Below are 14,700 nucleotides of genomic sequence, written 5' to 3'. Positions count from 1 at the left end.
TCGTTCCACAGACTTTGCCAATATATCTCTAAAATATTTTAAATGCAAATGGTTCTCAATAGCGTTTGGTTTTTTTGTTTTATTTTTAGCTAGAGGACCCGTTAAGTAACAAGAATACCCGTCCCTATTACCGCTAAGATTGCGCCTATCCAAGCATAGGGGTTTGGGCGTTGTCGCGTGTAAACCCACAGTAAAGGCAATACCATGATTGGTGTGGTTGAAGAGAGTAATGCGACCATGCCGACATTGCCGTCTCGCAGGGCATAAAGAATCAGTGTCATACCAACCGCCATTGCTAAAAAACCATTAATGGCGCATATCCAAAGGATGCGTAAATTGATGGGTTTAATCGGGCGAGACAGTTTGGCTCCGGTCATTCTAAAAGCACAATGCGCAAGAAATGCGGTAATCATCCGAATGGCTGACGCAGCAACGGGGTCGATGTTGCCCTGCATGACAGGTTTTGCAATGACCCCACCTAAAGCCTGACAAATCGCCGCGAGCAAACCTAACGCGAGCCCAATGGCGACGCTGCCTTGTATCACTTCCCACTCGTGTTGACCTTGTTTTTTCTTTCCAAAGAAAATGGCGGTCATTACACCTGAAAAAACCAGTACCGATCCGAATAGTTCAGTTCCGCTTAATGTTTCGCTGAATATCCAGTACCCCAGAATGGCTGAAAACACGGCATGGCAAGAAAAAAGCAAGCCTGCTTGTCTTGGCCCCATACGGTTCATACACGCGAACAGAGCGGTATCCCCAATGAATATTCCCACTAGCCCAGATAGCGCCATAGGTAAAATGTGTTCACTGGTGATGGTTGCCCAACCACCGGTAAATAGCGCCATAATAATGAGAATGATGGAAGTACAACCCATCCGCCACCGGCTGTAGGAAAAGGAACCTAAATGTCTCGCGGGTGTGACAGATATAATGCTGGAAATTGCCCAGAGAAAAGCGGCTGCTAAAGCAAGCCATTCGTATGACATCGCGTTTGAAGATCAGGTGGTTATAAAAAACTCACTATGCCTGAATTACTGGGCAACAACTAGCTTTATTTCCAGTGAAATTTTTGGGGTTGTGGGAAGTGTTCTATTGCTTTATTTGGGCAATCACAGAATACGCCATCCACTCCGATTTCACTCAGCCATTGCCAGTCTTCAAGTTGATTAACGGTATAAACATAAACAGAAAGTCCACGTTGTTTCGCGTCTTTGACATAGTCTTCATCCATCACATCAAGGCTAATGTTTATCGATACTGCGTTCAGGTTTTCAGCAAACTCAGCTTTATCGAGACCCTTTGAGCTAGTTAAAGCGCCAATGAGCACGCTTGGCTTAGTTCGCTGTATTTCGGCAAGCCAGTCATGGTTAAAAGAAGAAACAATTAACTGGTGATTCGAGAATTGGAACTGCTCCGTAGCGAGATCGATATGATGATAGAGTAAAGACAGATCCGAGATCCCCTTGAGCTCAATATTCAAAGCACATTGACCTTTTACAAGAGCGAGCACCTGCTTTAATGTTGGGATCCTCTCGCCATTGCCCGCATCAAGTTTGCTTAATGCATCACGGTCAAACCACTTGAGTAACCCTATGCCATTTGTGGTCCGATTAAGCCATTTGTCGTGGATAACCCATAGTTCACCATCGTGTTCGTGGATATCCAGCTCTATCGCAGGTGCACCACTATCAAGGGCTGCTTGAAAAGCAGACAAGGTGTTTTCAGGGTGGGTCGCTCGTGCACCACGATGGGCAATGATGATCATGTTTGGGCTCCGTCAGATCAGTAAAATATCCACATCGCAGAGTATACGATTCCAAGTCCAATTATGCCCATGATAACGCCAGTTTTTGCCATATCTTTGCTGTCTATTAGCCCTGTGGAGTACGCTAGAGAATTCGGTGGAGTGGAAACGGGCAAAATCATGCCTAAGGATGCCGAAAAAGCCACAACGACGAGCAGTGATTGCAAACCCCCAATACTTGCCAGTGAAGGCATCGATGCTCCAATCGCAGCAGCAATGGGCATCAAAAGGTTAGCGGTCGCGGTGTTCGACATAAAGTTGGCCATCAGCCAGCACACGACAGACAGTGTGAGTACGACGGCAATTGGCGATAGCGATTCATAATCGATAGCATGAGCCAGAGCGCTGGCTAACCCCGTTTTGTCCAGCCCGATACCAATCGCTATGCCACCTGCAACCAGCCATAACACGTCCCAATTGATTTGCTTGAGCTCTGCTTTTCCCATAATTCCGGTGAGGGTGAATACCGTGAGCGGAATGATGGAAACCACATACGTATTCATGCCGTGAAATTTCGTCGTCATCCACAACACAATGGTGAGTGCAAAGGTTATGTAAACTGTAATGGCTCGCCAACCTCGCTTAAAAGTGCCACTGAGTTTGAGTGTCATACTTTTTTGAGAGGCAGGAAAAAGCTTTTGCAGAAGTAGCCAAGCGATGGTCAGTTGAATAAAGACAAATGGCAGCCCCATCATCATCCAAGATAGAAAATCAATACTGTGCTCACCAGTTAGATACTGTAAAGCGATAGCGTTGGGTGGTGTCCCTATTGGTGTGGCAATACCTCCCGTATTTGCGGCAATAGGAATGCAAAGCACCAAGGCTTTGATGCCTGTGTCTCCTTTTGGAGCTGAAGCCACAATCGGACCAAGTAGGGCAAGCATCATTACTGTCGTTGCGGTGTTCGACATAAACATGGAAAACACAGCGGTTATCAGCATAAGACCTAACATGATGAATCTAGGCTGGTGGCCAAAGGGTTTCAGGAGGACTCGGGCTAAATTATTGTCTAGATCGTATTTGGCGGCGGCAATCGCGAGCGCAAATCCACCCATAAACAAAATGATAATGGGTGAAGAGAACGCACTAAAAATATCGGTATATGTGAGAAGTTCTCCTAACTCATGATGTTCGGGGGCGATTCGAAATGGATATAGCCCTTTATCCGAAATCATCACGAGTTGAAGTGCAATGATGAGGATTGAAGTTGCGAAAACAGGGACTGGCTCCAAAACCCAAAGCAATGCTGCAAGCAAGAATATCGTGAGTAAACGATGTTGTACCAACGTCAGGTTATCGATAGGAATAGAATCGGTAGGAACAAGAAGGACAATAACGGGAATGGCGAAACTGAAAGCGAGTTTAAACCAAACCGAGGAGTTGCTTTTTACCATAATCTATCTCGTTGAAGCCTTAACCTAGAGGCAGAATAAATTAAGATTCGGTGGTGTACTTAGATCGTGTCGGTAATTTGGAAAGGTGCGCGTGGCTATTGAATAGAAGTTTGTTTTTTATCAAAAAAGGCAGGTTTTCACCTGCCTTCATCGGGGTATCTTTATTTGAGTATACTGTGCAGTTAGTCTTTCGATTGATGCGCGTAAGGTGTACCCATTATCGTCGGAGCGTTTAGCTGCATACTGTCATCGAACTTGATGCTGTCTTTCGCGAATAGGTTGATAACGGTTGAACCAAGCTTAAAGCGACCCATTTCCTCACCCTTTTTCAGTACAACAGATTTGTTGCCTTCTGCTGGGTAATCCCAAGTATAAACCGTGTTACCACGAGGTGGAGTGACAGTGCCTGCCCATATTAGCTCGATGCTGCCAACAATGGTTGCTCCAACCAGCACTTGTGCCATCGGACCAAATTCAGTATCGAAGATACAAACAACACGTTCGTTGCGAGCGAATAAGTTAGGAACGTTTTCCGCTGTTAATGGGTTTACTGAAAACAAATCGCCTGGCACATAAATCATTTTACGCAGTGTGCCATCACAAGGCATATGTACCCTGTGGTAGTCACGTGGAGATAGATAAAGCGTTGCAAATTCGCCATCAACAAACTCTTTAGCCAAGGTTTCACTGCCACCTAGTAACTCTTGCGCCGAATAGTTGTGACCTTTTGCTTGAATAAGCTGACCGTCTTCAATTGGACCGAATTGGCTTACACAGGCATCGGCTGGGTGCGAAATGACGGAATCACCTTCAGCAAGAGGGCGAGCCCCTTCTTTTAGCTCACGTACGAAAAACTCATTGAAAGTTTTGAAATAAGCAGGGTCCGAATGCAAAGCTTCGTCCATGTTGACGTTGTACTGCTTGATAAACCAACGAATTACGGCTGTGGTTAGGCTGCCTGCTTTTGCGCTCGCCAGTTTACCGACAAGGCGCGTTAATCCATGTTGTGGAATCCAATACTGGAGACTCACTTTAATTTTATCTAACACAATTGATTCCAATTTGTTCTACAAGTCGGCGCGAGATGTTACTGAATCTCACTTCTGTTGTCAGCTTCTTTACAATAAGGGTTTACGATTTGCCACAAATTTGTGGCAAATATCGCCAAGTGGGAGTCTTATGATTACAAATCTGCTTTTTTATTGCGTGAGTACTGCCTGTTGGCTTTGTTCTCGCCCATGCTCTCAATAATGCGGTGGTAGTTTTCAAAACGAACACTGCTGATCTCTCCGCGTTCGACCGCTTCACGAATAATACAGCCAGGGTCATCATTGTGTTTACAATCGCGAAATTTGCAGCCACCTAAGAACGGTCGAAATTCGACAAAAGCTTCCGTAACTTCTTCTGCTTCTAAGTGCCAAAGACCGAATTCACGAACTCCAGGAGAGTCGATAAGGTCGCCCCCTTTAGGGAAATGGTACAGTCTCGCGGTGGTCGTTGTGTGTTGCCCCAATCCCGAGTTTTCCGAAACGGCGCCTTCTTCAGCATCAACTTCTGGCATTAGTGCGTTGACTAAGCTGGATTTTCCGACACCAGATTGTCCCACAAAGATGTTAATTCTATCTTTAAGCTCGACTTGCAGTTCTTCTATCCCTTCTCCGGATTCCTTACTGACCAACAGAACTTTGTAGCCAATTTTTTCGTATGCCGTTAACCATTCGCTGTAGGTTTCGCGCTGGGTACTGTCAAGCAAGTCGATTTTATTCAAGACGATTAAAGGTTCAATATTCAATGTCTCGGAAGCAACAAGGTAGCGGTCAATAATATTCAGAGAAAGTTCAGGTAATACAGAGGATACGATCACCATTTGGTCAATGTTCGCAGCGACAGGTTTTAAGCCGTCGTAGTAGTCAGGACGGGTCAAAATGGAGGTTCTCGGCTCGACGGCTTCAACCACCCCCGCGATGCCTGCCATAGATTCATGACCAGATCGCCAGATAACTTTGTCACCAGAGACTAAACTTTCAATACCACGTCTGAGATTGCAGCGATGAACGTTTCCAGATTCACTGTCTTCAATGTCGGCGTGTTGACCAAAACGAGTGATGACCAGCCCTGACTTGGCTGCTCCCAACATAGACTCTTCCCATTGGATGGTTTCTTCTTGGGTTAATCGCTTTTTTTGGTTATGACGAACGCGTCGTACTTGACCTTTTGTGAGCTTTTTCTTTTTTGCCACGGATTATCAACTTCTTTGGTTGGAATTCCAAAATAGGTGGGTATGATACCTCTTTTATCAACAAAATAGGCAATTCATCTATGTCGTTCAGCGATCAAAACTTAATTTGGATCGATCTCGAGATGACAGGGTTAGACCCTGAAACCCATAAGATCATTGAAATCGCTACCATTGTTACCGATAGTGAGCTCAATATTCTCGCTGAAGGACCCGTTCTCGCTATTCATCAACCTGAAGAAGAGCTTGCGAAAATGGATGAATGGTGCACAACCACTCATACAGGCAGTGGCTTAGTGGCTCGTGTTAAACAAAGTACAGTGACAGAGCAGCAAGCCATCGATCAAACCATAGAATTCTTAAAAAAATGGGTACCTGCTGGTAAGTCGCCAATCTGCGGCAACAGTGTTGGGCAGGATCGCCGTTTTCTTTATGAGTTCATGCCAGAGCTTGAAGCATACTTCCACTACCGATATATCGATGTCAGTACCATTAAAGAACTGACACGTCGCTGGCAGCCAGAGGTGCTAACACAATTTTCTAAAACAGGTAGCCACCTTGCTTTGGATGATATTCGAGAGTCCATTGCTGAACTTCAGTTTTATCGCAAGCAAGTATTTAGCATCTAAGTACTTCTCAATTCTTCCCGTATTGTCTTTCTGAGGTGTTGGAGAATACGGGTATCTGTGAATTTCGAGTCTTTTAGAATCAACCTTAATGATTGAATTGATTAAGGGATGAACGAATACAGTGGCTTTTGTTTCTTTTTCAATCAAACTGACAGTTTTTTTGATTTTTTTGAATGAAGGGCTTGCATCAAAAGAAAATGCTCTTATAATTCGCAGCCCTAAACGACGGAAACGTTGTGAATGCGACACTAGCTCAGCTGGTAGAGCGCAACCTTGCCAAGGTTGAGGTCACGAGTTCGAACCTCGTGTGTCGCTCCAATTTCCACTTAGTTTGGAAATGAAAAGCTTTCATCATGCTTTAATTGATGACTACAATACGGACGCGGGGTGGAGCAGCTTGGTAGCTCGTCGGGCTCATAACCCGAAGGTCGTCGGTTCAAATCCGGCCCCCGCAACCAAATTTAGATTGATTGCTATTGCGATGAATCATGCGACACTAGCTCAGCTGGTAGAGCGCAACCTTGCCAAGGTTGAGGTCACGAGTTCGAACCTCGTGTGTCGCTCCAAATTCTTTCCCTCAAAGGGAAATATAAGCGCTCATCATGCTTTGAATGATGACTACAATACGGACGCGGGGTGGAGCAGCTTGGTAGCTCGTCGGGCTCATAACCCGAAGGTCGTCGGTTCAAATCCGGCCCCCGCAACCACATTTAGATTGATTGCTAATGCGATGAATCATGCGACACTAGCTCAGCTGGTAGAGCGCAACCTTGCCAAGGTTGAGGTCACGAGTTCGAACCTCGTGTGTCGCTCCACTTTCTAGCAAGAAAGTACAAAAGCTCTTATCGTGCTTAACGATGATCTGCGACACTAGCTCAGCTGGTAGAGCGCAACCTTGCCAAGGTTGAGGTCACGAGTTCGAACCTCGTGTGTCGCTCCAGATTCTTTCCCTCGAAGGGAAAAATAAGCGCTCATCATGCTTTAAATGATGACTACAATACGGACGCGGGGTGGAGCAGCTTGGTAGCTCGTCGGGCTCATAACCCGAAGGTCGTCGGTTCAAATCCGGCCCCCGCAACCACATTCAGATTGATTGCTACTGCGATGAATCATGCGACACTAGCTCAGCTGGTAGAGCGCAACCTTGCCAAGGTTGAGGTCACGAGTTCGAACCTCGTGTGTCGCTCCAAATTTCTTCGCTTAGAAACTAACTTGTTTAGATACTAAAAGCGCTTAGAAAGTAAAAATTCTCACTAAAACTGTTAGTGACGATTCTCCCGAAAGGGAATGATGTGAAGACGCATCAACCGCTCTTTATCAATGCTGTGAAGCATTACCCCAGAAAGAAACAAAACAATCACCCAGTCGGGTGTTTTTTTTCGTTTTCAATTTACAGCTAGTCAACGCCATAGACGGCGCTCAGTTTTCCACTGCTTTTGATAAGTATATAGGGGAGCGTGCCGCATGTTTACAATTTAGCTAACAGACTTATCCACAATCAACGTTCTGTGGATAACTTGGTTGATAAATTGTTTTATTAAGAAATTTTGAAAGGATTTGCAAGGATCTTTCTTTTACTTTCGGCGTCACAGCTAAAGATGAAACTCATGTAAGTCTTTGTATATCAAGCGATGAGGGGTATTTTCATTTTTTAGTAAATGTAAGAGTTAAGATCATTAACTCGTATTTTTTTGATCCTCGTCATTTATTGTGTCTGTGTTTAACTTTTCGTTATCCAGCTATCTGTGCTACCAAATTCACTTTTTTCCACATAGAGCACTTTTTGAGAATCACATCAAATTATAGGTACAAATACCGTCTCAGATTTTGAACTTTTAATTACAGGAAATAAATTTGGTAGCGTTTTATAAGTGGTCAGTTACATAGGCTGCTATGCATCTCTAGGTAAACCCTTTTGGATTATCCTGATTAAGCGTTCTTTTTTCCTGTCCTTGATGGGTGTTTTTGCCATTTGACTGTCGATTGCCCATTGGATGTGTTCATCTAAATTGTCATCTATTCCAATTCGTTCACGAAGAGCATAGACGATATCCTGAGAAAAGGGCGCATTTCCCATCGCGACCGCAATATTTCTCATCCACTGAATGTGGCCAATGCGTCGAATCGCAGAGCCTTCCATCTTTTTCAAAAATTCTTGTTCAGACCAAGATATCAAAGTAATCAGATCGGAAGACCCAAATGCATCGCGTCGATAAAAATCGGTTTGATCCGTGATGTCTGCTTCTCGGTTCCATGGACATACCAATTGGCAATCGTCACAACCGTATATCCTGTTCCCCATTTTAGAGCGAAGCTCTACTGGAATTTTTCCACTCAACTCAATAGTTAAATATGAAATGCAAAGTCGAGAGTCGATTACGCCTTCACTTATGATGGCACCCGTTGGGCATGAGGTTATGCATGCCTTGCAGCTTCCGCATTGATCGGTAGATGGCTCATCAATAGGTAAAGGCAAATCAATCAACAGTTCACCTAGAAAGAACCAAGAACCGGCGCCTTCATCTAATATAAGTGAGTGTTTTCCTGTCCAGCCTAACCCAGCCTTCTGAGCTAATGGGCGCTCTAAGAGTGGTGCCGAATCAACAAATGGACGGTATCCAAATTTTCCCGCCTCTTGCTCTATACGTTGTCCAAGCTTTTTAAGCTGATTGCGCACTAATTTGTGATAATCCCGACCAAGGGCGTATCGGCTAATGTAACCTTGGGTGGTGTCGTTAAGGTTACTTGCAAATTGAGCTTCTGGAGGAAGGTAGTTCATACGAGCGCTGATCACCCGAACGGTTCCAGGCAATAACTCATTGGGTCTAGCTCGCATCATACCGTGTCGAGCCATCCAGTCCATTTCTCCGTGGTATCCTGCATCCAGCCAGTCTTGCAGCGGTTTCTCGTGCTCTTTTAAGTCGACATCGCAAATGCCAACTTTCTGGAAGCCAAGTTCTATAGCCCACTGTTTAATTTTGACGGCGAGTTCGGAGTAATCCATGATGCTAATAGCGTGAAAAATGGGCGACGATTCTAACTGATCCTATAAGTAAAAAGAACACCTTTCCAGAACTGAGCTTAGATATATAACTTCAGCTTTGGATAACAGAACATCTTTCTAGTCGCTGTTTTTACCGCTAACGGCGTTGAATTTACTTGTACTAGGCTCGCTATTGACGCGTTAATTCGCCTTGTTATCAACAAAAACCTCTGGCTAGAAAGGGCATAAAGTACAGCTTTCAGTTAATTCAATGAGTTATGCTGTTTCTTATACAAAGCTGAGGTTAAATAGGGCTAGTCTAGGATAGGAGGTGCCATATGGAGCATTTTTTATCGTTTCTTGACAGATAAGATCTTGTCTCTCAAAACCAACACGGTTTACTATTCCGTTTCTTTTGAATTTTATATAGTCGTTGATCGGCACTGGAACATGCAACAAATGAACATGAAACAATATTCCCTCATTGATGAAAACGCGACGGTCGAATTTGGACAGCGAATAGCGAAGGCATGTACCCAGCAAACAACTATTTACTTGCATGGTGATCTGGGTGCAGGCAAGACGACATTCAGCCGCGGCTTTATACGGTTTTTAGGGCATATTGGTAATGTTAAAAGCCCAACCTATACATTGGTGGAGCCCTACCAGTTAAAAGATTGGCAAGTTTATCATTTTGACTTGTATCGACTGGCAGACCCAGAAGAATTGGAATTTATGGGTATTCGTGACTATTTTACTCCTGATGCGATCTGCCTGGTAGAGTGGCCCGAAAAAGGTGAAGGGCTTCTGCCTTCTCCTGACTTGGATATTGAATTGAAATATGACCAGACTCAGCGTATTGCTACGGTCACAGCGAATACGGATTATGGTCATGCTTTGCTTAAGAACTTGGAGTCGTGTTGATTTATAAGCAATTTCGAGCGTTTTTACTGCTTGCTTTCTTTTTTCTGTTCGGGGTTACTGCCAAAGTATCGGCGAATACGCTTGAGGGAGTGAGGGTTTGGCCCTCACCTGAAGAAACTCGTATCGTCATTGATTTGAGCAGTGAAGCCAATTACAGCTACTTTACACTAACGAATCCAGTGCGATTGGTTGTCGATCTTAAACAAACGAATGTGAAGGCTAAACTTCCCATCAATGTGAAAGATTCAGCCGTATTGAAGAAAATTCGAAAAAGTACCCCACCGACTAAAGGGACTTATCGCTTAGTCTTCGAACTGAAGAAGAAAACTACCCCGAATTTATTCAAATTAAGACCGACACCTGGTGGTCAGTATGGTCATCGTCTTGTGATTGATTTGCCTCACGGTAAAGTCAGTAAACCAGTCAAAGCTCAGCCATCAAATCCAATTGTTCCTTCTAAACCTTCCCCGAGTAAGGATGCTTCCCAATTTTTAGGCAATGCTGACGTGATTATTGCCATTGATCCAGGGCATGGCGGTGAAGATCCCGGATCTATTGGCCCCACAAAAAAATATGAAAAGCATGCCACGCTCATCATTTCAAAGAAATTAGCCAGCGAATTAAACCAAGTCCGCGGGGTACGAGCTGTTCTTACTCGAACAGGGGATTACTTTGTTAATCTGAACAAGCGCTCTTCGATCGCTCGTAAGAATAAAGCACACCTTCTTGTGTCAGTGCATGCTGACAGTTTCCGTTCACCACAGCCACGCGGTGGTTCTGTTTTTGTGCTCAATGTTCGCCGTGCCAATAGTGAAATTGCTCGCTGGGTTGAAAAACACGAGGAACAATCAGAGCTTTTAGGTGGTGCGGGTGAAGTATTATCTAAGGTTAATAACGACAGAAACGTCAGCCAGACTTTACTGGATCTCAAATTCAGTCATTCACAAAAAGAAGGGTACAAGGTTGCGACCAAAATTCTGAAAGAAATGGGCAAAGTAACTCGTCTTCATAAGAAAGAGCCCGTTCATGCAAGCTTAGCGGTCTTGAAATCTCCCGATATCCCATCGGTATTGGTTGAAACGGGTTTTATGTCTAACCCGGTAGAAGAAAAACTGTTGTTCCAGCGTTCGCATCAAAACAAACTAGCAAAAGCATTATCGAAAGCGATTGTGAGTTACTTTGAGGCAAACCCACCGGAAGGTACCTGGTTGGCGAACAAAGGGGCGACCATTAAACACAAAGTGGTACGCGGAGAGTCGCTGTCGCGAATTGCACAAAAATACGGAACGACAACAAAAGCCATTGTCGCGACGAATAAGCTAAAAAGCACCAATATTTCGGTTGGGCAAGTGCTACTCATCTCTGGAGACGCCCCAACTACACCGTCTGTGAAAACACAGGTCATTACGCATGTAGTCAAACCGGGCGAGTATCTAGGTAAGATTGCGAGTAAATATAAGGTGTCTGTTGCGAGCATTAAACAGCAAAATAAGTTGAAATCGAATACGCTAAGAGTAGGGCAGAAGTTAAAAATTCAAGTTAAATTGAAAGATAAGCCAGTGGTGAAACACAAAGTGAGAAAAGGTGAATACCTTGGCAAAATTGCTTCCCAATATGGCGTAACGACTTCCGCAATCAAAAAAGTGAACAACCTTAAATCTGACACCTTATCAGTAGGGCAGATTTTGATCATCCCGAGCAAATAATGACGATAAAGATACTGCCTGCACGATTAGCGAACCAAATTGCCGCAGGTGAAGTGGTCGAAAGACCCGCGTCTGTTGTAAAAGAACTGGTTGAAAATAGTTTAGATTCAGGCGCAACTCGTATAGATATCGATATTGATAAAGGTGGCGCTAAGCTTATTCGTGTTCGAGATAACGGCAAAGGTATCATTAAAGATGAGCTTGGACTTGCGCTGAGTCGTCATGCTACATCGAAGATCCATACGTTAGATGACCTCGAAGCCATCATGAGTTTAGGGTTTCGAGGTGAGGCGCTGGCCAGTATTAGCTCCGTTGCTCGATTGACGATGACATCACGACCTGCAACTCAAGATCAGGCATGGTCTGCGTACAGTGAAGGTCGAGATATGGAAGTAAAACTCCAGCCAACCGCACACCCGATTGGGACTTCCGTTGAAGTGTTGGATTTGTTTTTTAACACGCCTGCTCGCCGAAAATTCTTACGTACTGAGAAAACAGAATTCTCACATATTGATGAATTGCTGAAGCGCATTGCCTTAAGTCGCTTTGATGTGACCATCAATTTACGTCATAACGGGAAAATGATTCGACAGTATCGCGCAGCAAAAACCGAAAGGCAGGAAGAGGCGCGTATTGCAGCGGTTTGTGGCGGTGCATTTGTTAGGCACATGTTGAAGATTGAGCTGGAGCACCAGGGGCTGAAATTACATGGCTGGATAACGACTCCAGAAGGGGCGCGTCAGCAAAGCGACTTACAATATTGTTATGTGAATGGGCGAATGATGAGAGATAAACTGATCAATCATGCCATTCGCCAGAGCTATGAAAACAGCTTAAGCCCCGATCAGTATGCCACCTACGTATTGTTCATTGAACTCGACCCACACCAGGTTGATGTGAATGTGCATCCTGCGAAACACGAAGTACGTTTCCATCAAGCAAGGCTGGTACATGACTTTATTTACCAAGCATTGAGTGATGCATTGTCGCAAAGCGAAGTTATTACTCCTGTAGAAACACGTGCGTCGGCATATCATCAACCGACGACTAATGAAGAACAACACCGTGTAATGGAAGCTATTGCGAGTTCGCCAGCATACCCAAGAAAAGCTGAGCCAGTGTCCTACAACGAAGCACTTTCCACTCAGCGAATTACCGATGCTATACCAAGTGATATTACCGAGCATCATCAAAAAAACTTGTCACCATCAACAAGCTTCTCATCAACGACAAACCGCTCATCAGCCACAAACAATGAATGGCAGCAAACAAAAACGCCAAATATTTCCGGGTCTGTTGGCAGTAGAAGTAAACCGCAGTTTAAAGAAGAAGCGCCAAGTTGGCAGGAAGTCAAAGCATACAAAGAGCTACTTAACACCCCTGAAGATACAAAACCCATTGAGCACACAGGGGCAAGTACATCAAAACCCCAAGATGCTCTAGAAACGAAACGTGATCACTTTGTATTGGGTAAAGCATTTACGATTGTTGGTAAGCAATATTTGTTGATGGAAGCGAAGCCAGAATGTGTGCTGGTTAACTTACCGAGAGCAGAGTGGCACCGAACTCAATGCCAACTGTCGGCGAGTAAAGCGCCTTTAAAAGCGCAGCCTCTTCTTGTACCACTTTCGATCAAACTGGATAAGAACTTGGTTGAGCAGGTTTCACAATTTGATACTTTGCTGCAACGGCTCGGAATTCAGCTGCGTGAAAAAAATGCACGCAGTATCATGGTAATGGCGGTGCCACAGCCTATCAGGCAGCAAAACTTACAACTCTTGATACCAGATCTGTTATCGTATCTGCAGAACCAAACCCAAGAGATTGAAGCGAAGTTAGTTTCTAATTGGTTGGCGACTGAAGTCACTCAGGTTAAAGCAACCTATTCAACATCAGAAGCCATACAATTAATATCGGATATTGAAAACCTGAATGACGGGCGACTGCCTGTCGATGATCCAGTGTTTTGTCAGCCGATTGACTTCGCATCAACCATTGCAGTATTGAATTCGTGATGACAGATAAACTTCCATTGGCCCTGTTTTTAATGGGACCGACAGCGTCGGGTAAAACCGAAGTAGCAATACGATTAAGACAAAAATACCCTGTTGAGATCATTAGCGTTGATTCCGCTTTGATCTATAAAGGTATGGATATTGGAACGGCAAAACCCGATGAGCGAGAGCAAGAACTTGCACCGCACCGCCTGATCGATATTCTCGATCCTAGCGAATCGTATTCCGCAGCGGATTTTCGTCGAGACGCACTCGAACAAATGCATGATATCGCTTCGAAAGGGAAAATTCCGCTACTGGTTGGCGGAACTATGCTGTATTACAAAGCTCTATTAGAAGGACTATCGCCTTTGCCTGCGGCAGATCCTGCAATTCGTCAAGAAATAGAGCAAGATGCGTTGACTTTAGGCTGGTCAGCGTTGCACGATAAACTGAAAGAAATTGATCCTGTATCAGCGAAGAGAATTCACCCGAATGATCCACAAAGATTGTCACGGGCATTGGAAGTTTACAAAATTTCAGGTAAAACTCTTACTGAACTGACCAAAAAGCAAGGTAAACCCTTGCCATTTAGGGTAAAGCAATTTGCGATAGCCCCCAAGGAAAGGGCAGAGCTCCACCGCCGTATCGAGCTTCGATTCGAAAAAATGATCAGTGCTGGATTTGAAGAAGAAGTTCAAGCGTTATACGCTAGAAAAGATCTTCATCCGGATCTACCTTCGATTCGATGTGTTGGTTACAGGCAAATGTGGGACTATTTGGATGGGAATTGTACGTTGGATGATGCGGTTTTTCGCGGAATCTGTGCAACCCGTCAATTGGCCAAGCGACAGATCACCTGGCTGCGCAGCTGGAATGATTTAACTTGGTTAGATAGCGAAAACATTGAAGATGCACAAGAAACTATGTCAAATGCCATAGCATCTGATTGACTTCACTGTGTATAATGTGATCGTTTTTGCGCACTTTTTCATTTAGCTCGAATGCAAAAACAGCTCTCGGAATA

11 protein-coding genes and 8 tRNA genes are annotated in these 14,700 nt (G+C 44.4%); 13 read left to right on the top strand and 6 right to left on the bottom strand.

Translation table 11 applies throughout. The features are described 5' to 3' along the window. Nucleotides 1–101 precede the first annotated feature (101 nt). The 5 genes from CW749_RS06590 to rsgA form a co-directional block, all read right to left on the bottom strand. On the bottom strand, nt 102–989 hold the full coding sequence (locus tag CW749_RS06590) for a DMT family transporter (RefSeq protein ID WP_101111232.1): 888 nt from the start codon (nt 987–989) through the stop codon (nt 102–104). A 65-nt stretch (nt 990–1,054) separates the two neighbouring features. Further along, nucleotides 1,055–1,768 carry a glycerophosphodiester phosphodiesterase family protein gene (locus CW749_RS06585; RefSeq protein ID WP_101111231.1) on the bottom strand — a complete coding sequence of 238 codons (714 nt, stop codon included), beginning with the start codon at nt 1,766–1,768 and terminating at the stop codon, nt 1,055–1,057. A 17-nt stretch (nt 1,769–1,785) separates the two neighbouring features. After that, nucleotides 1,786–3,201, bottom strand: a complete 1,416-nt coding sequence (locus tag CW749_RS06580; RefSeq protein WP_101111230.1) for an SLC13 family permease — start codon at nt 3,199–3,201, stop codon at nt 1,786–1,788. 182 nt (nt 3,202–3,383) lie between these two features. Beyond that, nucleotides 3,384–4,250: an archaetidylserine decarboxylase gene (gene asd / locus CW749_RS06575; protein WP_101111229.1), complete on the bottom strand. Its 867-nt coding sequence runs from the start codon at nt 4,248–4,250 to the stop codon at nt 3,384–3,386. Between the two features lie 134 nt (nt 4,251–4,384). Beyond that, nucleotides 4,385–5,440 carry a small ribosomal subunit biogenesis GTPase RsgA gene (gene rsgA / locus CW749_RS06570; RefSeq protein ID WP_101111228.1) on the bottom strand — a complete coding sequence of 352 codons (1,056 nt, stop codon included), beginning with the start codon at nt 5,438–5,440 and terminating at the stop codon, nt 4,385–4,387. Nucleotides 5,441–5,520: 80 nt separating this feature from the next. Between rsgA and orn the strand changes: the two genes are divergently transcribed. From orn to CW749_RS06525, 9 genes are all read left to right on the top strand, one after another. Next, nucleotides 5,521–6,066, top strand: coding sequence for an oligoribonuclease (gene orn / locus CW749_RS06565; protein ID WP_101111227.1), 546 nt, complete (start codon nt 5,521–5,523; stop codon nt 6,064–6,066). A gap of 242 nt (nt 6,067–6,308) precedes the next feature. Then, a tRNA-Gly gene (locus CW749_RS06560) sits at nt 6,309–6,384 on the top strand. A gap of 63 nt (nt 6,385–6,447) precedes the next feature. After that, nucleotides 6,448–6,524 (top strand) — tRNA-Met (locus CW749_RS06555). Between the two features lie 32 nt (nt 6,525–6,556). Continuing rightward, a tRNA-Gly gene (locus CW749_RS06550) sits at nt 6,557–6,632 on the top strand. A 64-nt stretch (nt 6,633–6,696) separates the two neighbouring features. Beyond that, nucleotides 6,697–6,773: transfer RNA gene (locus CW749_RS06545), tRNA-Met, on the top strand. 32 nt (nt 6,774–6,805) lie between these two features. Next, nucleotides 6,806–6,881 (top strand) — tRNA-Gly (locus CW749_RS06540). Nucleotides 6,882–6,930: 49 nt separating this feature from the next. Further along, a tRNA-Gly gene (locus CW749_RS06535) sits at nt 6,931–7,006 on the top strand. A 64-nt stretch (nt 7,007–7,070) separates the two neighbouring features. Continuing rightward, a tRNA-Met gene (locus CW749_RS06530) sits at nt 7,071–7,147 on the top strand. Nucleotides 7,148–7,179: 32 nt separating this feature from the next. Next, nucleotides 7,180–7,255 (top strand) — tRNA-Gly (locus tag CW749_RS06525). Between the two features lie 702 nt (nt 7,256–7,957). On the opposite strand, the gene queG is transcribed toward CW749_RS06525, so the two are convergent. Next, nucleotides 7,958–9,070: a tRNA epoxyqueuosine(34) reductase QueG gene (queG, locus tag CW749_RS06520; protein ID WP_101111226.1), complete on the bottom strand. Its 1,113-nt coding sequence runs from the start codon at nt 9,068–9,070 to the stop codon at nt 7,958–7,960. 438 nt (nt 9,071–9,508) lie between these two features. On the opposite strand from queG, the gene tsaE reads away from it, so the two are divergent. Genes tsaE through miaA form a run of 4 tightly spaced genes read left to right on the top strand, consistent with a single transcriptional unit; the run spans nt 9,509 to nt 14,626 of the window. Further along, nucleotides 9,509–9,973 (top strand): tRNA (adenosine(37)-N6)-threonylcarbamoyltransferase complex ATPase subunit type 1 TsaE, encoded by a 465-nt coding sequence (gene tsaE / locus CW749_RS06515; protein WP_101111264.1) that lies wholly within the window; start codon nt 9,509–9,511, stop codon nt 9,971–9,973. A gap of 26 nt (nt 9,974–9,999) precedes the next feature. Next, the gene (locus CW749_RS06510; RefSeq protein WP_237322350.1) at nt 10,000–11,679 is read left to right on the top strand and encodes an N-acetylmuramoyl-L-alanine amidase; all 1,680 of its coding nucleotides are present in this window, start codon (nt 10,000–10,002) and stop codon (nt 11,677–11,679) included. Further along, the gene (mutL, locus tag CW749_RS06505; protein WP_101111224.1) at nt 11,679–13,694 is read left to right on the top strand and encodes a DNA mismatch repair endonuclease MutL; all 2,016 of its coding nucleotides are present in this window, start codon (nt 11,679–11,681) and stop codon (nt 13,692–13,694) included. Before CW749_RS06510 ends, mutL begins: the two co-directional genes overlap by 1 nt. Further along, a complete protein-coding gene (miaA, locus tag CW749_RS06500; protein ID WP_101111223.1) occupies nt 13,694–14,626 on the top strand; it encodes a tRNA (adenosine(37)-N6)-dimethylallyltransferase MiaA in 933 nt (310 codons plus the stop codon). Before mutL ends, miaA begins: the two co-directional genes overlap by 1 nt. Nucleotides 14,627–14,700: the final 74 nt, after the last annotated feature.

Source organism: Vibrio sp. vnigr-6D03 (assembly GCF_002835515.1).
GTDB classification, from domain to species: domain Bacteria; phylum Pseudomonadota; class Gammaproteobacteria; order Enterobacterales; family Vibrionaceae; genus Vibrio; species Vibrio penaeicida.
The sequence above is the reverse complement of the archived record's forward strand: the minus strand, read 5'-3'. Positions and strand labels throughout refer to the sequence as shown.